General features: G+C 63.7%; 19 protein-coding genes and 1 pseudogene. 11 read left to right on the forward strand and 9 right to left on the reverse strand.

The window, feature by feature from the left end; genetic code table 11:
- Positions 1–57: 57 nt before the first annotated feature.
- From RW095_RS09510 to mdcH, 6 genes are read left to right on the forward strand one after another with little or no spacing between them, the layout of a single operon-like run.
- The gene (locus RW095_RS09510; protein ID WP_317018691.1) at positions 58–1011 is read left to right on the forward strand and encodes a triphosphoribosyl-dephospho-CoA synthase; all 954 of its coding nucleotides are present in this window, start codon (positions 58–60) and stop codon (positions 1009–1011) included.
- Positions 999–1313, forward strand: coding sequence for a malonate decarboxylase subunit delta (locus RW095_RS09515; RefSeq protein ID WP_317018692.1), 315 nt, complete (start codon positions 999–1001; stop codon positions 1311–1313). The genes RW095_RS09510 and RW095_RS09515 overlap by 13 nt, the downstream gene beginning before the upstream one ends.
- On the forward strand, positions 1310–2197 hold the full coding sequence (locus RW095_RS09520) for a biotin-independent malonate decarboxylase subunit beta (protein ID WP_317018693.1): 888 nt from the start codon (positions 1310–1312) through the stop codon (positions 2195–2197). Before RW095_RS09515 ends, RW095_RS09520 begins: the two co-directional genes overlap by 4 nt.
- The gene (mdcE, locus tag RW095_RS09525) at positions 2194–3009 is read left to right on the forward strand and encodes a biotin-independent malonate decarboxylase subunit gamma (protein ID WP_317018695.1); all 816 of its coding nucleotides are present in this window, start codon (positions 2194–2196) and stop codon (positions 3007–3009) included. Before RW095_RS09520 ends, mdcE begins: the two co-directional genes overlap by 4 nt.
- The gene (locus RW095_RS09530; protein ID WP_317018696.1) at positions 3009–3704 is read left to right on the forward strand and encodes a malonate decarboxylase holo-ACP synthase; all 696 of its coding nucleotides are present in this window, start codon (positions 3009–3011) and stop codon (positions 3702–3704) included. The genes mdcE and RW095_RS09530 overlap by 1 nt, the downstream gene beginning before the upstream one ends.
- Entirely contained in the window at positions 3704–4636 is a 933-nt protein-coding gene (gene mdcH, locus RW095_RS09535) for a malonate decarboxylase subunit epsilon (protein ID WP_317018698.1), read from the forward strand. Before RW095_RS09530 ends, mdcH begins: the two co-directional genes overlap by 1 nt.
- 12 nt (positions 4637–4648) lie before the next feature.
- Here the strand turns inward: mdcH and RW095_RS09540 are convergent, their stop codons facing one another.
- Positions 4649–5590, reverse strand: a complete 942-nt coding sequence (locus RW095_RS09540) for a LysR family transcriptional regulator (protein WP_317018699.1) — start codon at positions 5588–5590, stop codon at positions 4649–4651.
- Between the two features lie 178 nt (positions 5591–5768).
- Between RW095_RS09540 and RW095_RS09545 the strand changes: the two genes are divergently transcribed.
- Both RW095_RS09545 and RW095_RS09550 read left to right on the forward strand, forming a co-directional pair.
- On the forward strand, positions 5769–6548 hold the full coding sequence (locus RW095_RS09545; RefSeq protein WP_317018700.1) for a putative hydro-lyase: 780 nt from the start codon (positions 5769–5771) through the stop codon (positions 6546–6548).
- A gap of 67 nt (positions 6549–6615) precedes the next feature.
- Positions 6616–7846, forward strand: a pseudogene (locus RW095_RS09550) (MFS transporter).
- 263 nt (positions 7847–8109) lie between these two features.
- Here RW095_RS09550 and yjfF read toward each other — a convergent pair.
- From yjfF to RW095_RS09575, 5 genes are all read right to left on the reverse strand, one after another.
- A complete protein-coding gene (gene yjfF / locus RW095_RS09555) occupies positions 8110–9207 on the reverse strand; it encodes a galactofuranose ABC transporter, permease protein YjfF (RefSeq protein WP_317018701.1) in 1098 nt (365 codons plus the stop codon).
- On the reverse strand, positions 9204–10247 hold the full coding sequence (locus tag RW095_RS09560; RefSeq protein ID WP_317018702.1) for an ABC transporter permease: 1044 nt from the start codon (positions 10245–10247) through the stop codon (positions 9204–9206). The genes yjfF and RW095_RS09560 overlap by 4 nt, the downstream gene beginning before the upstream one ends.
- Positions 10244–11863: a sugar ABC transporter ATP-binding protein gene (locus tag RW095_RS09565; protein WP_317018704.1), complete on the reverse strand. Its 1620-nt coding sequence runs from the start codon at positions 11861–11863 to the stop codon at positions 10244–10246. The genes RW095_RS09560 and RW095_RS09565 overlap by 4 nt, the downstream gene beginning before the upstream one ends.
- 260 nt (positions 11864–12123) lie before the next feature.
- On the reverse strand, positions 12124–13110 hold the full coding sequence (locus RW095_RS09570) for an ABC transporter substrate-binding protein (RefSeq protein WP_128586840.1): 987 nt from the start codon (positions 13108–13110) through the stop codon (positions 12124–12126).
- A gap of 325 nt (positions 13111–13435) precedes the next feature.
- Positions 13436–14050, reverse strand: a complete 615-nt coding sequence (locus RW095_RS09575; RefSeq protein ID WP_317018705.1) for an alpha-ketoglutarate-dependent dioxygenase AlkB family protein — start codon at positions 14048–14050, stop codon at positions 13436–13438.
- A gap of 218 nt (positions 14051–14268) precedes the next feature.
- Between RW095_RS09575 and RW095_RS09580 the strand changes: the two genes are divergently transcribed.
- The gene (locus RW095_RS09580) at positions 14269–14853 is read left to right on the forward strand and encodes a malonic semialdehyde reductase (RefSeq protein ID WP_317018706.1); all 585 of its coding nucleotides are present in this window, start codon (positions 14269–14271) and stop codon (positions 14851–14853) included.
- Positions 14854–14863: 10 nt separating this feature from the next.
- Here RW095_RS09580 and RW095_RS09585 read toward each other — a convergent pair whose 3' ends face one another.
- Positions 14864–15202 carry a hypothetical protein gene (locus RW095_RS09585; protein ID WP_317018707.1) on the reverse strand — a complete coding sequence of 113 codons (339 nt, stop codon included), beginning with the start codon at positions 15200–15202 and terminating at the stop codon, positions 14864–14866.
- Between the two features lie 401 nt (positions 15203–15603).
- Here RW095_RS09585 and RW095_RS09590 point away from each other — a divergent pair, with 401 nt between their 5' ends.
- A complete protein-coding gene (locus tag RW095_RS09590) occupies positions 15604–16767 on the forward strand; it encodes a metallophosphoesterase (RefSeq protein ID WP_317018708.1) in 1164 nt (387 codons plus the stop codon).
- A gap of 76 nt (positions 16768–16843) precedes the next feature.
- On the opposite strand, the gene RW095_RS09595 is transcribed toward RW095_RS09590, so the two are convergent.
- Positions 16844–17380 carry a hypothetical protein gene (locus RW095_RS09595; RefSeq protein ID WP_317018709.1) on the reverse strand — a complete coding sequence of 179 codons (537 nt, stop codon included), beginning with the start codon at positions 17378–17380 and terminating at the stop codon, positions 16844–16846.
- 367 nt (positions 17381–17747) lie between these two features.
- Here RW095_RS09595 and RW095_RS09600 point away from each other — a divergent pair, with 367 nt between their 5' ends.
- Complete coding sequence (locus tag RW095_RS09600; protein ID WP_317018710.1) at positions 17748–18002, forward strand: GlsB/YeaQ/YmgE family stress response membrane protein; 255 nt, start codon at positions 17748–17750, stop codon at positions 18000–18002.
- Positions 18003–18064: 62 nt separating this feature from the next.
- Here RW095_RS09600 and RW095_RS09605 read toward each other — a convergent pair whose 3' ends face one another.
- A complete protein-coding gene (locus RW095_RS09605; RefSeq protein WP_317019810.1) occupies positions 18065–19579 on the reverse strand; it encodes an acetyl-CoA hydrolase/transferase family protein in 1515 nt (504 codons plus the stop codon).
- Positions 19580–19635 lie beyond the last annotated feature (56 nt).

Raw genomic sequence — 19635 nt, forward strand, 5'->3', positions numbered from 1 at the left:
CTAACGACTTCTGCGACTGCTTGGCCTGACCGCGATGAATTGCGTTCCGCGCAAAGCATGCACACTCACGAGCCGATAACGCGAGCGCCCGCAGCCTTGCGCGAGCGCGCCCAGTTGCCGGCCGCTCGCGTCAGCAAGCCTGCGCAAAACCTGCTCACCGACGCCGAACTCGCCCATTACGCCGTGACCGCCCTGATCGACGAAGCCGAACTCACGCCGAAGCCGGCGCTTGTCGATCTGCGCGGCAGCGGCGCGCATCGCGACCTCGACCTCGCGATCATGCGGCGCTCGGCGCACGCGCTCGAACCGACCTTTGGCGCGCTCGCGCGCGCGGCGCGCCGCCGCGGCGAACCGTCGGGGCTATTGCGTACGGAACTCGCGCAGATCGGCCGCGCAGGCGAGCAGGACATGCTGCGCGCGACAGGCGGCAGCAACGCGCATCGCGGCGCAATCTGGATCGTCGGACTGCTGGTCGCGGGCGCGTCGTTGCCGCAGGCCGCGGGCCGGCTCGACGCATCGAACATCTGCCGACGCGCGGCGCAGATCGCCTGCTTCCCCGACCGCTTCGCCGCTGCCACCGACAGTCACGGAGAGCGCGCACGACAGCGGTATCAGGTCGGCGGCGCACGCCGCGAAGCGCAAGATGGCTTTCCGCATGTGATCGGCACGGGCTTGCCCGCGTTGATCGCGGCGCGCGAGCGCGGCATCGCCGAAGACGACGCGCGCATCGACGCCCTGCTCTCGATCATGGCTTCGCTCGACGACACCTGCCTGCTGCATCGCGCGGGTCTCGCCGGCTTGCATGCCGGACAGCGCGGCGCGCGCCGCGTGCTGCAAGCCGGTGGAAGCTCGACACACGAAGGCAAGACCGCGTTCGCCGCACTCGAACACGAACTGCTGTCGCTCAACGCATCGCCCGGCGGCGCAGCCGACCTGCTCGCCGCCACCCTCTTTCTCGACATGCTGGCGCATCACGACGCCGGCGGGAGCTCAGCCACATGGAACATCTGACCTTCGACTATCCGGCGCAACGCGCCGTCACGACCCGCGCTCATGTCGGCGTGGTCGGCTCGGGCGATCTGGAAGTGCTGCTCGCGCCCGCCGATAACGCGAACGCGCTGACCGCGCATGTCGTCGTGCGCACGAGCGTGGACGGCTACAGTCACATCTGGAAAAGCGTGCTCGACCGTTTTTTCACCCGCTACGACGGCGCAGCGCAAATCGAGATCAACGACTTCGGTGCGACGCCGGGCATCGTGGCGTTGCGGCTCGCTCAAGCCATCGAAGCCGCCGAACAGGGAGACGACGCATGAGCACGCTTGCAAGCACGCATGCCGCGCCGCTGCTGCGCGACAGCTTCATCGAATTGCCTGCGCGCGAGCGCGCCCGCTCGCTGCTCGATGCGGGCACCTTCCGCGAACTGCTCGGCCCGTTCGACAGGATCGAGTCGCCCTGGCTGCCGCTGCAAGGCGTCGTTTGCCAGGCCGACGACGGCTGCGTGATTGCGCGCGGCACGATCGACGGCGAGCCCGCTGTGATCGCCGCGATCGAATCGGCGTTCCAGGGCGGCAGCATCGGCGAAGTGTCGGGCAGCAAGATCGCGGCGGCGCTCGAAATGGCGCTGCGCGATTGCGAGCGCGGCAAGATCGTGCGTCCGGTTGTGCTGTTCGAAACCGGCGGCGTGCGCCTTCAGGAAGCCAACCTGGGCCTCGCTGTGATCGCCGAGATGCAGGCGGCGATCGTTGCGCTGCGCCGTCATGTGCCGGTGGTCGGCGTGATCGCGGGCATGGTCGGCTGCTTTGGCGGCATGTCGCTCGCGGCTGCGCTGTGTTCGTACCTCGTCGTGACGAAGCAGGGCAGGCTCGGCATGAACGGGCCCGAGGTGATCGAACAGGAAGCCGGCATCGAGGAGCTGGATGCAAGCGACCGGCGCCGCGTGTGGCAACTGATCGGCGGGGAACAGCGCGCGGCGACGGCGCTCGCCGATAGCCTCGTCGACGACGACGCCGAGGCCGTGCGCGCCGGCGTGCGTTCCGCGTTCGCACTGGGCGTACCGGCTGCACACCGAAGCGAACAGGTCGACACGTTCTTGCAGCGGCTCGCGCGGATCGATCCGGCCAACGTGACGCCGGAAAGCATGCGCGAGGTCTATTCGACGCAGCAAACTGAAAACCAGCCGCGCAAGGAGCGAGCATGAGCGACACCCAACTGAGCCGCGGCGCGCGCTGGTTCCACGCGCTCGCCGGCGAATCCCGCAGCGCGGCGCCGGTGTGGAGCGGCGACGCGCCGCTCGGCGACGAGACCGCGCGCTTCATCACCGTCGTGCCCGATGCCGGCAACCGCTTTCCGCGCGCGACCGACAACGTGGTCGGTCTCGAACAAGGCTGGCAACTCGCACGAGCGGTCCGCGAGACGATCGCGGTCGATGCGGCGAGCAGCACGCGCCGCCCGATCGTCGCGATCGTCGATGTGAAAAGTCAGGCGTATGGTTATCGCGAGGAAATGCTCGGCATTCACCTCGCGTGTGCCGCCGCAGTCGACGCCTATGCGTCCGCTCGCGATGCGGGGCATCCGGTCATCGCGCTGATCGTCGGACCGGCGATGTCGGGTGCATTCCTCGCACATGGCTACCAGGCCAATCGCATCGTCGCACTCGATGCACCTGGCACGATGGTCCACGCGATGGGCAAGGAAGCCGCCGCGCGTGTCACCCGTCGCACGGTCGAAGCGCTCGACGCACTCGGCGAAACGATCGTGCCGATGTCTTACTCGATGGCCTCGTTCGCGAAGCTCGGTCTGCTCGATCAGCTGATAGAAGGCATCGACGCGGACGCACCGGACGCCGCGCAAATCCGGCGCGTGCAGCAGGTGTTGTGCGAACAGATCAGCAGCGCACGCACGGGCAGCCGTAATCTGTCGCGCCGGCTCGAATCGGCGGCTGCGCAGAAGAACCGCGCGGCGTCTATCGAAGTGCGGCGGCGGCTCGCTGAACAATGGGATGCCGTGTGATGCGGGTCTGTGCCGCGCCGCCCTTCACTGCGCTGTGCGCTGGGCCGTCTGATGCGCGTTGGCGGCCGCACGACCTGCTGCACTTGCGGCGCCTCGCTGCGTTCGATGGCGAACCGGCGTGGGTCCGCGACGCTTTCGAGCGCGCGCCATATGCCGTCGTGCGGCGTGCGCTTACCGCGCAGGGCGTCGTTGCGGTTGGCGTGCGCGGCGCGCAGCGTTCGCAGCGGTACGGCACATGGGTTGCATCGGCGGAGATCGTCGAAGCGACCGCGCCCGAAGCACTCGCGCGGAACGAACCGCTCGCGGGGCGCAGCGCATCGCCTGCCTTTATCGCGCTCGCCGCGTTGCAGCGGGACTCGACGAGCGAATTGAATCGACTCGTGTGGGGCCCCACCGGCAGCGCGGGTTTCGAACTGGCGACGCGGAGAAACACTGTGTCGGAATCGAGCGATCTCGATCTTTTGATTCGGACACCGGAACGATTGTCGCGCGAATGCGCCGCAGACTTGCTGGACCGGTTCGACGCGCTCTCGCGGCAAACCGGCATTCGCATCGACGCGCAGCTCGAAACGCCTGCAGGCGGCGTCGCATTAGCCGAGTGGGCCGCGGGCAAGGCGCGCGTGATGGCGCGCCACGCAAGCGGTCCGCAACTGCTTGCCGATCCGTGGGCCGTCGTTCAGCCGACTGACGTCTGATGCTCGCGCTGATCTTCCCGGGCCAAGGCGCGCAGACCGACGGCTTCCTGCATCGCCTGCCGCCGCATCCCGCCGTGCATGCGACGCTCGACGAGGCTTCCAGCGTACTTGGCATCGACATCCTCACGCTCGACACGCCAGACGCATTGCGCTCGACAGTTGCCGTGCAGTGCGGCTTGACCGTGGCGGGCGTGGCCCTCGCCCGCGCGCTGGCCGATGAAGGGCTGAAGCCTGAGATGAGCGCCGGCTTGTCGGTGGGCGCATACCCGGCGGCGGTCAGCTGCGGCGCGCTCACCTTCCACGACGCATTGAACATGGTTCGCCGTCGCGCCGAATTGATGGAGGCCGCGTACCCGTCGGGTTACGGTCTTGCGGCAGTGTCGGGCCTGACAGAGCACGAGCTCGCGACGCTCGCCGCCCGGCATGCCGAAGCGGGCGAGCCGCCCGTCTACATCGGCAACGTGAACGCGCCGCGCCAGATCGTCATGGCGGGTGCGAACGCCGCGTTGGACAGCTTCCTCGCCCGTGCGTTGGCTGCGGGGGCACGCAAGGCGACGCGCCTCGCGGTCAGCGTGCCTTCGCATTGCGAATTGCTCGCGAACGCGAGCGACGAACTGTCGGCCTACGCGCGTACCATTCACTTCAGCGCGCCGCAAAGCATCTACATCGGCAATCGCGGCGGCCGCCCCTTATACACGGCTGACGCGATTCGCGACGACCTTGCGACCAACATGCGCTACACCGTGCGATGGTTCGACGCGCTCACCGTCATGCAGGAAATGGGCATGCGCGTCGCGATAGAAGCGCCGCCCGGCCAGGTGTTGACCGACATCACGCGCGAACACTATCCGGATGTCGCCGCGCTCGCGGCCAGCACGCTTCCGCTTGAACGCCTGACGGCGACGGCACGGCGGCGCCTCGAAACCAGATAGGCAAGCCGCGCTTTACTGGCGCTTCTCGATCAACTGCCGGCCCATCGCTTTCGCATACCCATCGCATGCATTGCGCGCGACGCGCGCCGCCGCGAGCACGCCGACGTCGGCATCGTCGCGGTAGTACATCGCCACGTTGATCGGGGGCGGCAGCGGACGCACCTGCAACTGCCCCAACTCTCCGCTCGTCAGATACGGCTCGACAAAAAGCGCGGGCACAGCCGCGATGCCATAGCCGTCGCGCAACAGTTTGACGATGACCGCCACCGACGGCATGCACGTCACCTGCGTATCGGCGAGCGGTACGCCGGCGCGCGTGGCCAGCGTGTGCACGATTGCCTCCACCGCGATTTGCGGCGCCGTGCCGCGCCCGAACGTGAGTACCGGTTTGCTCAGCAGCGCCGCGACATGCTTCGCGCGACTCGCGGGAATCAGGTCGCTGCGCGCGATCCAGCGCACCGGATAACTTGCCAGCAGCGCCGACACAATCGATGTCTCCTGGTCGCCCGCTTCTTCCACCTGGATCACGAGATCGAGTTCGCCCGCGCGCAGGCGAGGTCCGAGCACAGCGCTCGAATCGACAGTCAAGTCCACGACTATGCGGTGATACTCCAGGTTCAGCATGCGAATGTAGTCGGGTAACCAGCTATGCACGACCGTCTCGATCACGCCGAGGCGCAGCCGGGTCGCCAACTGCGTTTCGTCCTGCGCGGCCAGTTGCAGCGAACGCGTGGCCTGCACCACCGAGCGCGCGTGCGCAAGTAGCCGCTCGCCATTTGCGGTGAGCTTGAACTCGGGCGCATCGCGTTCGATCAATTCGACGCCGAGCTCCGACTCCAGCGTCTTGATACGCAGTGAAATGGCGGCGGGCGTTGCGTGCATCGCCGCCGCCGTAGCACGAAAACTGCCGAGCCTGGCGAGGGTCAGGAATGTTTCGACGAAGCGGGTATTCATTGCATGAAGTCTCGCAAGCAGCGGATGAAGAGGCGGCATGATCGCCGTAAAGCGGCAGTCCCGCCGTTAAGTTTAATTTAACGAAACGGAAGAAAAACTCGCTGGATGGATATTTTTGACATTACTACTCTGGAACGCATCAGAAGGTCCCGTCCGTCAAATCCGAAGCGAGCCGTTCATGTCCTACACGCCATCCGAATTTCGTCAGCAGATACGCAGCGGCCGTCTGTCGGGCCCCACCGCGGGCTTTTGCGGCGACTACGCGCAAGCCAATCTCGCCATTCTTCCGCAGCAATACGCCGCCGATTTCCTGCGGTTCTGCACGCTCAATCCGAAGGCGTGCCCATTGCTCGGAATCGGTGAGACGGGCCAGTGGCGCGTGCCCTCGCTCGGCGCGGACCTCGATATTCGTAACGACGTGCCCGCGTTTTATGTGTATCGCCACGGCGAACGCGCCGAGGAAGTGCGCAGCCTCAACGAACTCTGGCGCGCCGACCTGGTGGTGTTCGCAATCGGCTGCTCGTTTTCATTCGAAGAGATGCTGCGGCGCGAAGGCATCGCCCTGCGTCACATTGAACAGCAGGTCAATGTGCCGATGTATCGCACGCGCGAACCCAACGTGCCCGCAGGCGTGTTCCGCGGCAACCGCGTCGTCTCGATGCGCCCAATGAACGCCGCCGACGCAATCCGCGCGATCCAGATCACAAGCCGCTTTCCCGCGGTGCATGGCGCTCCCGTGCATATCGGCGACCCGTCGCTGATCGGCATTCGCGATCTCGGCCGGCCCGATTTCGGCGATGCAGTCGAAGTGCGCAGCGACGAGCTGCCGGTGTTCTGGGCATGCGGCGTCACCCCGCAAGTCGCGATAGAGAGCGCGCGCCTGCCGTTCGCGATCGCGCACAAGCCGGGACACATGCTCGTCACCGACATTCCCAACGCCTCGCTCGCCGTCATCTAGTGCGGCGCCATTTCATCCGCAAGCCGCGCGCAAAGACGCGGCCCATCACGACGACCGGAGTTCAAGCATGGAAAGCAAAGCGCAGTTGACCGCGGACGCCGAGCGCTACGACGAGTCCGTCGCAGCGAAAGGCCCATTTGCATGGTATCGGCAGATCTCCGCTGCCGAGAAGCGCGCGTTCTGGAGTTGCAAGATCGGCTACGTGCTCGATGCAATGGACACGCAATTCCTGAGCTTTGTGATTCCGACGCTGATCGCGACGTGGGGCATCACGCGCGGCGACGCGGGACTGATCGGCACGGTCACGCTGCTCAGTTCGGCCGTCGGCGGCTGGGCGGCGGGCGTGCTGTCCGATCGCGTCGGCCGCGTGAAAACCTTGCAGATCACGATTCTTTGGTTCGCGATTTTTACGCTGGCCTGCGCGCTCGCGCAGAACTTCTCGCAACTGCTGTGGGCGCGCGGATTGATGGGACTCGGCTTCGGCGGCGAATGGACCGCGGGCGCCGTGCTGATCGGCGAAGTGATCCGCGCGCGCGACCGCGGCAAGGCCGTGGGACTCGTGCAGGCCGGATGGGCAATCGGCTGGGGCGTGTCGACGCTGCTCTTCATGGCCGTGTTCTCGCTCGTCCCCGCCGATTACGCGTGGCGCGTGCTGTTCGCGATCGGCATTGCGCCGGCGCCGTTCGTGATCTGGATCCGCCGCTTCGTCGAAGAACCGGAGGTGCATCGGCGGCAAAAAGAAGCTCAGGATGCGGCACAGGCGCGTCCTTCAATATTCGACATTTTCCGCGGCGATATTGTCTGGACGACGCTGCGCGCATCCATTCTCGCGACCGGCGTGCAGGGCGGTTATTACGCGGTGACCACATGGCTGCCGACGTATCTGAAAACCGAGCGGCACTTGAGCGTGATCGGCACCGGCAGCTACCTTGGCGTCGTGATCGTCGGATCGTATTGCGGATATCTGACAGGCGCGTATGTCAGCGACCGTATTGGCCGCAAGCGCGCGTTCATCGCGTTCGCCGTCGCTTCATGCGCGATTGCGTCGATTTACACGCTCGGGCATGGGCGCGTTCCTGACCGAGTTGTTTCCGACGCGGATCCGCGGCTCGGGCCAAGGGTTCTGCTACAACTTCGGGCGAGCTATCGGGGCGACGTTCCCGTTTCTGATCGGCTACGTGTCGCAAACGATGACGCTTGGCCACGCGATCGGCGCATTCGCGGCGGCGGCCTACGGCATCGTGATTCTCGCCGCGCTTACGCTGCCGGAAACGCGAGGGCGGGCGCTGAGGGAGTGAGGATTGCGGTGGGTGTGGCGGGTTTCGATGGGTCGTTGAGGTCGCCGTTTGAGCCCGTCGCTTATATCCGCGGCTGACGTCTGTCGCTTCGTGGCGCCGCTGCATGCCGCCGCTTCATGTCGCCTCTTCATGGCGCCGCTACATGCCGCCGCTTTATCCCGCGCCGCTTTATCCGCCGCATGGCTCGCCGTTCAGGCCGCTCTAGAGGCCGCTGTTCAGGCCGCTGTTAAGACCAGCGGTTCACCCCCGCCGCCGGCCGCCATTCACGCCTGTTCGGGCGCGCATCCTATCACATGGGAGTCCGATGCGCTCGAAGGCTCGCTTTGCCCGCGCTCGCGTCCCGACGTCACGACCGCGCCGGTGCCGCCAGGTCGCCGCACCGACTTTGCATGCCGTTCGATCAGCCGTTGCAGCAGGCAGAAAGCGCAAAGCAGCGCGCCGATCACGATACGGGTCCACCAGGAACTGAGTGTGCCGTCGAACGTAATCAACGTCTGGATCGTGCCGAGAATGCCGACGCCGAACAGCGAACCGACCACATAGCCGACGCCGCCCGTCAGCAGCGTTCCGCCGATCACGGTTGCCGCGATGGCGTCGAGCTCCATCCCTTGCCCTTGCAGGCCGTAGCCGGACAACACGTAGAAGGTGAAAACAGCGCCGCCGAGCGCCGAGCAGAAGCCGCTCAGCGCATACACGCCGATGCGCGTATGCGCGACCGGCAGCCCCATTAGCAAGGCAGAGCCCGCATTGCCGCCTACCGCGTACATGTTGCGGCCAAAACGCGTGAAATGCGCGACGTAGATGGCAGCGAGCAGCGCGACGAATGCGAGCAGCACGTTCGCCGTCACAGAGCCGATGCCGATGTCCAACCGGAATGCCGAGATGGCGTGGAAGGTCGGATCCGTGATCGTGATCGACTGTGTGGTGATCAGAAAACACAAGCCGCGCGCGAAGAACATGCCGGCGAGCGTCACGATAAACGCCTGCAGGCGAAAGAAGTGAATCAGCGCGCCCTGCACGGCGCCAAACACGGTGCCCATCAACAAAACGATCGGCACGATGACCCACACCGACAAATGAAGGCGTTCGGACAATACCGCTTCGACGATGGTGGTGAGGGCAACCACGGAGCCCACCGACAGGTCGATGCCGCCCGACACGATCACGAACGTCATGCCAATTGCAACGATCAGCAAAAAGGCGTTGTCCACGAGCAGATCGAGCAATACCTGCCACGAGAAGAAACCGGTGTACATCACTGAGCCGAAGCCGAACAGCGCGCAGAACAGCAGGATCGTGACCGCGATGGGCAACGTGCGCGGATCGACGATATGAGCCCACGCCGAGAAAAATCGTCTCATCGTGCCACCCCGCGTTGCTTGATCATCTGCATTCCGAACGACATTGCGAGTGCGCGCGCGGCTGGCGACTGGATTACGCTAACCGTGAGCACTACCGCCGCCTTCACGACCAACGTGGCTTCGGGAGGCACCCCGATCGAATACGTCGTGTAGGTCAGCGTCTGGATGATCAGGGCGCCGAGCACCGTGCCCGCGAGACTGAAGCGGCCGCCGAGCATCGACGTGCCGCCGAGCGTCACGGCAAGAATAGCGTCGAGTTCCAGCAGAAGGCCGGCGTTGTTGCCGTCGGCGCTGCGCACGTTCGAGCTGATGAGGATGCCCGCTATCGCCGCGGTCAGTCCGGAGAAGCCGTACACCGCGAACACGAGCGCCTTCGAGCGCAAGCCGACGAGGCGCGTGGCGACAGGATTCACACCGATAGCGCGGATAAAGAGCCCGAGCGCCGTTCCCTCGACGAGCGCCGCTGTCGCCAACACGGCAAGCGTCGCGATCCACACGGAGCACGGCACACCGAGCCAGTACCCGCCGCCGACGAACAGATAGCCGGGCGCGCCGATCGGAATGATCTGCCCCGCCGTCAGCAACTGGGCGATGCCCCGACCCGCGACCATGAGAATCAACGTGGCGATGATCGGCTGCATGCCGACAAACGACACGAGCAAGCCGTTCCACATGCCGCTCAACACACCGACGATCAGCGCCGCAAGCAATGCCTGCGCGATGAGGCCGCCAGTCGGCACGGGTTGCGTCGCGAGTATCGTCGCCGCGGCGGCGCCGGCGATTGCGACGACCGCGCCCACCGAAATGTCGATGCCGCGCGTCGCGATAACGAGCGTCATGCCGGTCGCGACCAGCACGAGCGGCGCGGCGCGATTCAGCACGTCGATCGGCGCGCCGAACAGATGACCGTCGAGCATGCGCAGCGACAGAAAATGCGGATTGACCCACAGGTTCAACGCGCACAACAACGCCAGCGTCACGCACGGCCAGATCAACGGACGCTCGACGCCGTCACGCGCGAGCCAGTTCGATAGCTTCATTCGCCGCTCCCCGCGATGAGTCGGTAGATATTGTCTTCATTCGACGCCTTGCCCTCGACTTCCGCGATCTTGCGGCGGTCGCGCAACACGGCCACGCGATGACTGACGCGCAGCACTTCGCTGATCTCGGATGAAATGAACAGAATGCTCAGACCGTTCGCGCACAACGCGAGCAGACGGTCCATGATGTCGAATTTCGCGGCGACATCAATGCCGCGCGTGGGTTCGTCGAGAATCAGCAGTTTCGGATCGGTGGCGAGCCAGCGAGCAAGCAGCGCTTTCTGCTGATTGCCGCCCGACAGAAGCCCGATAGGCTGTTCAGCATCCGAGGCCTTGATGCCGAGCCGTTCGATCCACAGATCGGCCAGTTCGCGCGCACGTTGACGGCTGATCTTGCGCCACCATCCACGTCTTGCCTGCAATGCCAGCAGGATGTTCTCGCGAATCGACAGGTCCGCGACGATGCCCTCTTTCTTGCGGTCTTCCGCGCAATACGCAATGCCGTGGCGCACCGCATCGTGCGGCGAGCGCAGCCGTACGGGTTTGCCATCCACGAGCATCGTGCCGCTATCGGCGCGATCCGCGCCGAACAACAGCCGCGCCGTCTCGGTGCGGCCTGAACCGAGCAGTCCGGCGAGCCCAAGTATCTGACCGCGCTCGACATTCAGGTCGATCGGCTGCAACGTGCCGCGCCGGCCCACGCCGCGCAATTCGATAAACGCCGACGCTGCCCGCTCCCCTTGTTCTGTTCCGCTGGGACCAGACGCCTCATGCGCGGCTTCGCGAAGACGCTCGCTCATGCGCTCGTGACCCACCATCTTCGCGACCAGTTGGTCGGCCGGCAGATCTCGCGCGAGGTACTCGCCCTCGCGCTCGCCGTTGCGCATGACCGTAATGCGATCGGAAATAGCATACGTCTGCTCGATGAAGTGCGTGACGAACAGAATCGCGATGCCGGATTGTTTAAGATGCCGAAGTATTTTGAAAAGCTGTGCGACTTCGCTGTCGTCGAGACTCGACGTGGGCTCGTCGAGTATGAGCACGCGTGCATCGACGGAAAGTGCTCTCGCGATCGCCACCATCTGTTGCACTGCGATGGGATACGCGTCGAGCGAGCGCGTCACGTCGAGCGTGATATCGAGGCGTGCCAAGGCGGCTTGCGCACGGCGTTTGATGTCGGGCCAGTCGATCGCGCCAAACCGTCGTGGCTGCCGGCCGGCGAAAATGTTTTCAGCGACCGACAGGTTCGGGCACAGATTGACTTCCTGATAAAGCGTGCGCACGCCCGCCGCCTCGGCTTCCTGCGGCGACGCGAAGGCTACGACTTCGCCCGCGAGCCGGATCGTCCCGGTGTCGGGTGCGATCACGCCCGTAAGCACATTGATCAGGGTGGACTTACCGGCGCCGTTCTGCCCCATCAGCGTGTGAACTTCGCCGGGGAACAACCGGAAATCGACGCGTTGCAGCGCCTTGACGCCGGGGAACGTCTTGCTGACGCCGGTGGTGGCAAGAATCGGCTCGCATGGGTTCACGTCGCGCTCGCCTGCAGCGATGGCTGCAACGGACGCGGTCGATCTCGTGGCCGGCGGATTCGGTTCGGAAGCGGGATGCGTCATAGACCTCGCTCGAGCGGCGGTGTATTGGTGTCGTGGTGCCTTGGCGCGCCGTGCCTTGTTGCCCTCGTTGCCGTCGTTGCCGTTGTTGCGGCAAGCCCCAGCATCGGGTGAAAAGAGACCGTCCGCTGCCCAAGCAATCGGACGGTCAGGCACCGCTGGAGAAACTTTTAAAGCTCGATTGCAGCTTCCTCTGCTAATGCTCGTGCCGGATTAACCGTTGTGGCATACAAGCGAATAGAAAGGAAACCTAAGTACTTTTCCTAGTACTTTCGCGTCGGCAACGTCTGCGCCGCAACGCTCATCGGGAATACTGTTTCTTCGGTCAGGATGCGCTTCGGCAAAGGCTTGCCGGCCACCACATCCTTTACCGCCGACATGAGTTGCGGTCCGAGCAACGGGCTGCATTCCACGTCGACGTTCATCTTGCCCGCGGCCATCGCCTGGAAGCCGCCCTTGGTTGCATCGAACGAAACGACAATGACGTCCTTGCCCGGATGCATGCCCGCCTCTTCCATTGCCTGGATAGCGCCGAGCGCCATATCGTCGTTATGCGCATAAACTACATTTATTTTATTTCCATAAGTCTTTATAAACGCTTCCATGACCTGCTTGCCGCCGGCCAATGTGAAGTCGCCGCTTTGCGACGCGATAACCTTGAACTTGGGATCGCTCTTGATCACTTCGATGAGGCCTGCGTGCCGGTCATTCGCCGGTGCGGAACCGACTGTACCCTGCAATTCGGCGATGTTCACCGGACCTTGCGCATCTTTATAGTGGTCGGCGAGCCATTTCCCCCCGCGCCGGCCCTCTTCCAGGAAGTCAGAGCCGATCATCGTCACGTACAACGAGGTGTCCTTGACGTCGATGTTGCGGTCGGTGAGGATCACCGGAATCTTCGCGGCCTTAGCCTCACGCAGCACCGGTTCCCAGCCCGATTCGACAACTGGCGAGAAAGCGATCACGTCGACTTTTTGCGCAATATACGAGCGGATCGCCTTGATCTGGTTTTCCTGCTTCTGCTGCGCGTCCGAGAACTTGAGCTTGATCTTGGCTTCGGTCGCCGCGGATTTCACCGACTCGGTGTTGGCGGTCCGCCATGCGCTTTCGGCGCCGACCTGGGCGAAACCCAGCGTGATCTGTTTGTCCTGCGCATAGGCGCCGGGCGTTGCCAGCGTCAGCGCGCCGAAACCCGCGCACAGCGCTAGCGCGCCCAACGCGCGACATGCGGCGCGTCGTGTATTCGCCATGACTGTCTCCTGATCGTTGTTGTGTAGGCGACCCATCGAATTTGCGCGGCCCACCGGCCTTCGCGATGCTTGGATCGTGATGTAGCGTAGTGTGCCGGGCCTTAACAGTCCAATCATATGATTCGCGCGGGCAATATCAATTTTGATATAGGACGCGCGCTCGTGCGGCGGTGTGAGGGCGCCCGGCGGCGTGCACCGATTGAGGCTGTCAATCGTGGTGGCAGTCAGAGCGGCCCTTAGTTTTTATGTGCTTACCTGTTGGGTGAAGGCTCCGCGCTGACGCCCGCGCATGGGAAGCGGAGGAAGTCGAATCTGCGAGTGGGCTTTATCCGCGCGACGACCTGCCCGCTTCATCGCGAGGCGTGACCCATCGGAAGGTGAGGTTGATGCGCTCGCCTGATACGCGCGGCTCTTTCGGCACCCTATGCCGCCACTCGGCCTGCGTCTCGCCCTTCATCACCAGCAAGCTGCCGCTTTTCAGCGAGAACGACTGGACGGTGCCGGTCTTGTTATGCCGCAGGTCGAAAGTGCGCGCCGCGCCCAGGCTGACCGATGCGATCACCGGCTGTGGCCCGAGCTCGCGCTCGCGGTCTGCATGCCATCCCATACTGTCCGTGCCGCTGCGATAGCGGTTGAGCAGAACGCTGTTGAACCGCGCATTGCTGACCGCTTCGGCAGCGGCCTTGAGTTCGGCGACGGTCGGCGTCCACGGCTGCGGCAGATTGCGTATGCCGGAATAGACATACACGGCGTCGGGGTCGCCCTGCCATGCAGTTAGCCGCGGGAGCGCGACGCGGCCGCCGGGCGTACCCATCGTATCCTGCCGCCATTCGACTTCGGCGAGGAGTTGCGCGAGGCACTGCTCGGCCCTTTCGGGCGCGAGCCAGTCGGGGTACCAGGCGACGTCGGGCGTCGGAAGGTCGTCGAAAAGGTCCGTCATATGATTGCCTGATACAAGCGCCAAGCGTGCGCAATGGAACGGTGGCTATTATGGTGGCACAGACGAGTCGCCTGCTTTAGCGCCTTGCGGTTTCATTGGACTTCGCGGACGCCTGTTTTGGCGCTTCTCATTGCGCTTCGATTGCGCTTCGATTGCGCTTCGATTGCGGCATGAACGCGCCCAGCGTTTTCCGGCGTTACCTTCACTGGACCATCACCATGAATGTTTCGGATCAGGCGTTCGACCAATTGTTTCGAGAGGCGCGCACATACAGTGCCTGGCAGCTCAAACCCGTCGATGACGCATTGCTCGAGCAGCTTGTCGAGCTGACGCTGCTAGGCCCGACGTCGGCTAATTCCAGTCCTGGACGTTTTGTCTTCGTCAAAAGCCCGGCTGCCAAGGAGAAGCTGCGGCCAGCCTTGTCCGCAGGCAACGTGGACAAGACGATGGCGGCGCCGGTGACGGTCATTGTCGGGATGGATATGGCATTCTACGAGCATCTGCCGAAGCTTTTCCCGCATGCCGATGCGCGCAGCTGGTTTGCCGGCAATGACAAGGCGATTGCCGACACCGCGTTTCGCAACTCGACACTGCAAGGCGGCTACCTGATTCTCGCCGCCCGCGCGCTTGGTCTCGACGCCGGCCCAATGTCGGGCTTCGACGCGACCAAAGTCGACGAGACTTTCTTCGCCGGTACGACAATCAGGTCGAACTTCCTGATCAATCTCGGCTACGGGGATGCGTCGAAACTGTTTCCGCGCAGCCCGCGCTTGAGCTTCGCCGAGGCCGCGCGGATAGTGTGACGCGCGCCGTTCAGGTGAAGATTGCGATGTAAAACACGACGACGCCGATTACCGCGCCGACGAAGCAGAAGTTCTCTACAGTTTCATCGCCATTGGACCGCAGCCAGGCGCCGACGACGCCGAACAGCCCGGCAATACCGAGCGCGACGCACAGCATCACGACACCGAATAGCGCGCTTTTGCCGACCTCGGAGAAGTCGATGTCGCGCACGCCGAGGTACAAACCCAACGCCATCAACGACAGGCCGACGAGGGGCAGCATCACATGACTGCCCTCGTATCCCACGTGATGCGCGCGGTGCGCACGCTCGCCGTGGTGAAAACGATGGCCTGATCCGAGCAGCTTCATGATCGCCTCCTGCCTCGCCGTTGTGGCGATAACGCCGGCTGAATCCGACCGCTGTCGTGTCGGTAGACGTTGCAGCGACTCTTTCTGCCAGCCGGCTCACTTTCAGAATAGCTCACGCCCACGCGTAATTCAAAGCCCATTTAATTAGGGTTATCAGCGTGCTGCGCCCTGTTACGGTGGATGGCTTTAGGGAACCGCCTTTGTGGACATATCGCCTGCTCGGGCTATCGCTGCGTCGCAGCAAAGCTGCTCGACCGCGTCTGGACACTCACGCATTTCGCGCGTCGGCACGCCCTTGCGCATGCCGGTAGAATGAGCCAGCCGGTCAGTTGCATCGCCGCAGCGACTGGCCGCCGCCGGCGCTTGATCCATTCCGGCCCCTACCCGCCTCCACCTTCTCTATGCGCCGCTCATCGTTCCTTGTACGCCTCATTCTGATTGGCATCCTGCTGCACATTTACGTCGGCTTCCGTCTGATCCCAGACATGCCCGTGAGCATTACCGTCCGTTCGCTGGCGGGCTTGTGGCTCGTGCTGTCAGTCTTTCTTATTCCGCTCGGCATGCTTGCGCGCACGATCAAACGGCAACCGCTCGGCGACCGGCTCGCGTGGGTCGGCTTGCTGGCAATGGGCCTCTTCTCTTCGCTGCTGGTGCTGACATTCGTGCGCGACCTCGCGCTGGCCTCACTGATGACCGTGGACGCGATCTGGCCAGGCACGATCGCTCTCGCGCGTTGGCGGACCGGCACCGCGGCAGCCGTGCCGTTCCTTGCACTGCTGTCGACTCTGGTCGGGCTCTTCAACGCCCGCCGCCGCGCGCGCGTCGTGACGATCGAGGTGCCGATCGACGATCTGCCAGCCGCGCTCGATGGCTTCACGATCGTTCAGATCAGCGACATTCACGTGGGCCCGACCATCAAGCGCCGCTATGTCGACGCGATAGTCGACGCAGTGAATCATCTGAAGCCTGACCTCATTGCCGTGACGGGCGATGTAGTGGACGGCACGGTCCCACAGCTGACTCATCACACACAGCCGCTCTCGCGCTTGAGTGCACGCCACGGCGCGTTTCTGGTTACCGGCAATCACGAGTATTACGCGGGAGCCAACGCGTGGATCGACGAATTCCGGCGTCTCGGGCTCAACGTGCTACTCAACGAACACGTGATCGTCGAGCACGACGGCGCGCGCGCCGTCATTGCCGGCGTAACCGATTATTCGGCCGGCCATCATGACCCGCTGCATCGCAGTGACCCGATGGCGGCAATCGCGGGTGCACCGGGCGATGTGTTGATAAAGGTGCTGCTTGCACATCAGCCACGCTCCGCCGAAGCAGCCGCTGCGGCCGGCTTCACGCTGCAACTGTCGGGTCATACGCACGGCGGCCAGTTCTTCCCGTGGAACTTCTTCGTGCGGATTCAGCAACCGTTCACCGCTGGCCTCGCACGCCTGAACGGATTGTGGGTATACACGAGCCGTGGCACCGGTTACTGGGGACCGCCGAAGCGGCTTGGCGCGCCCTCGGAAATCACCCGAGTGCGCCTTGTCCCCGGCGAGCCAGACTAGGTGTCAGCTGAACGCGGCGTTCGAAAGCCCATGGTGCGTTCGCTCGACGCAGCGGGCAGGCACATGAACACGCTCGTTATTGTGCGGGCGCGACCGCGACACTGATTTGCGGCGCGAATGCGACCAACACTTGCATGCCCGGCGTTACACTCGCCAGCTTTGCCGGATCGCGGCCCTGGAGATGGAAGACCGAGCCGTCTGCGCCCTTCAACGCCATCACGCCCGAAGCATGGTCGATTGCCTGCACTTGCGCGCTTAGGTTCTGTTCGGGGTTCGTCTGCCCGAGTGGCGCAGCGACAGGAGCGATCGCGCCTTTCCCCTCCGCACCGCGCGTAACGCTGATCACAGCGGTGCGCATCATACGGATATGAACCTTGCCGCCCTGGGCAATTCGCGCAAGGTCCCGGGTGTCCGTAATGTCGAACGACGCCTCGCCGCCCTGCGCGTCGCGCACAGTCACGGAATGCTTTGCATGGTCGACGGATGTCACCACACCTTCCGCCTGCAGGGTACTGCTTCCCTCAAAGGGAGCAGGCAGACCTGCGGCGAAGGACGCTAACGGGGCGGCGGCGATCAACGCGCCCGCAATGATGCCAAGAGCTTTAGCTTTCATACATTCCTTGATGACCTAAACGGCAGAAAACGGCGGGGAACCGACTGAGAACCGACGCCGTTGAGCGAACCAGCTATTTGTCCACGCAGGCGTAAGGATCTTGCGATGCTCAGACTGATACAGAACATGCGTAAGTGTGTTTTTCTTGATGACCGCCGTCAATATTTGGACTCCGTATTACCTCGCTGATCGGTCTGCGTTGATCGCCGAATTTTCCTGGTCGCTTCAGTGCGCGTGCATCGTCTACATCTGGCTTACAACAGTTTCAGACAATGTTAATTCTGCATCCTGAATATGGACTGCCCCATCCGCTTCGACTAAGCTCTGTCACCGCGTATTTTCCACACTCAACCATGGAGTCTCGATTATGGAACACGGCATCATTGCCTGGCTTGTCATCGGCACGATCGCTGGCTGGCTGGCCGGCGTGCTCGTCAAGGGCGGCGGCTTCGGCCTTATCGTCGACATCATCGTCGGCATTGTGGGCGCGTTCATTGGCGGTTGGCTCTCTCGCGTGCTGCACATTTCGCTGGGTGGCGGCTGGCTCGGCTCGATCATCACTGCTGTGATCGGCGCGGTCATCCTTCTGTTTATCATCCGCCTCGTTCGGCGCGGCGGCTAAACGCAGCACTGGTGCAAAGCTGGCGTCAGGGGCAACGCACCTGACGCCACCTTTGTCCTGGCTTAAGCGGCCGCCTGCGCTGCCGGCAACATCGACCCAGTGTCGCGTAGCCGCGCATGCCAGGCGAAAGCCTCTTCGAGCCGATGCGGTGTTTGGCCTCCGCTTCGCAATGCATCCCGGTAGTAGTCGCGAAGCAGCTCGCGATACTGCGGGTGCACGCAATTCTCAATAATGAGCGTGGCGCGCTCGCGCGGCGCGAGACCGCGCAGATCCGCCAAGCCCTGTTCGGTCACGACCACGTCCACGTCATGTTCGTTGTGGTCGCAATGGGGAACCATCGGCACGACGCTGGAAACGCAACCGCCCTTCGCCGTCGACTTGGTCGCGAAGATCGCACATGACGCATTGCGCGAAAAGTCGCCCGATCCGCCGATGCCGTTCATCATGTGCGTCCCGCCCACATGCGTTGAATTCACGTTGCCATAGATGTCGAATTCGAGTGCGGTGTTCAATGCGATCAGTCCGAGCCGGCGAATCACTTCCGGATGATTGCTCACTTCCTGCGGGCGCAACACGAGGCGACTGCGGTAACGTTCGAGCTCGCCGAACACCTGTGCCTGGCGCGCGGCAGACAACGTGATCGACGCACCCGAGGCGAACGTAACCTTGCCGGCATCCAACAGGTCGAAGGTCGAATCCTGCAGCACTTCGGAGTAAATTTCGAACTCGTCGAAAGGCGCATCGACGAAGCCGGCCAATACAGCGTTAGCGATTGTGCCTATGCCAGCCTGCAACGGTGGCAAACGCCGAGGCATACGTCCGTGGGCAACTTCATGCTGAAAAAATTCGATCAGATGACCCGCTATCAGACTCGTCTCCGTGTCTGCGGGCAGCACTGTCGAAGGACTATCCGGCTTGTCGGTGATAACGATCGCCGCGATTTTGTCGCGCGGAATCTCGATCGCCGGCGTCCCGACGCGATCGCGCGGATGAACGAGCGGGAGCGGCTCGCGATTCGGCCGGAGGCCCGGAATCCAGATGTCGTGCAGCCCCTCCAGGGCAAGCGGCTGAGCAAGGTTTATTTCAACAATGACCTTGTCGGCGAGGATCGCGAAGCTTGCGGAATTTCCCACCGATGTGGTCGGCACTATGCCGCCGCTTTCCGTAATGGCCACGGCTTCAATGATGGCGACATCGAGTTTGCCGAGCTGGTTGGCGCGCAGCATTTCGACCGTCTCCGAGAGATGCTGGTCGACGAACATCACCTCGCCGCGATTGATTGCGTCCCGCAGCGTCTTGTCGACCTGGAACGGCAAGCGGCGCGCCAGCACATGAGCCTCAGTGAGCGCGCGGTCCACGTCATGGCCAAGCGACGCGCCCGTGATTAAAGTGATGCGCAGCGGTTTGCCTTCTTGGCGAGCGCGCTCGGCCAATGCGAGCGGGACCGCCTTGGCGTCTCCCGCTCGCGTGAAGCCGCTTGCGCCCACGCGCATGCCATCGTGAATTGCAAGCGCTGCGTCGGCGGCGGATGTAACTTTATCGCGCAGCGAATGACAGCGAATCCGGTCTTCGTACATGAAACGGGGCCTCTCCATGGTCAACGATCGAGTCTACCGGTGCGCGCGTCTGCGTT

The organism is Paraburkholderia kirstenboschensis, assembly GCF_032806925.1.
GTDB classification, from domain to species: domain Bacteria; phylum Pseudomonadota; class Gammaproteobacteria; order Burkholderiales; family Burkholderiaceae; genus Paraburkholderia; species Paraburkholderia kirstenboschensis.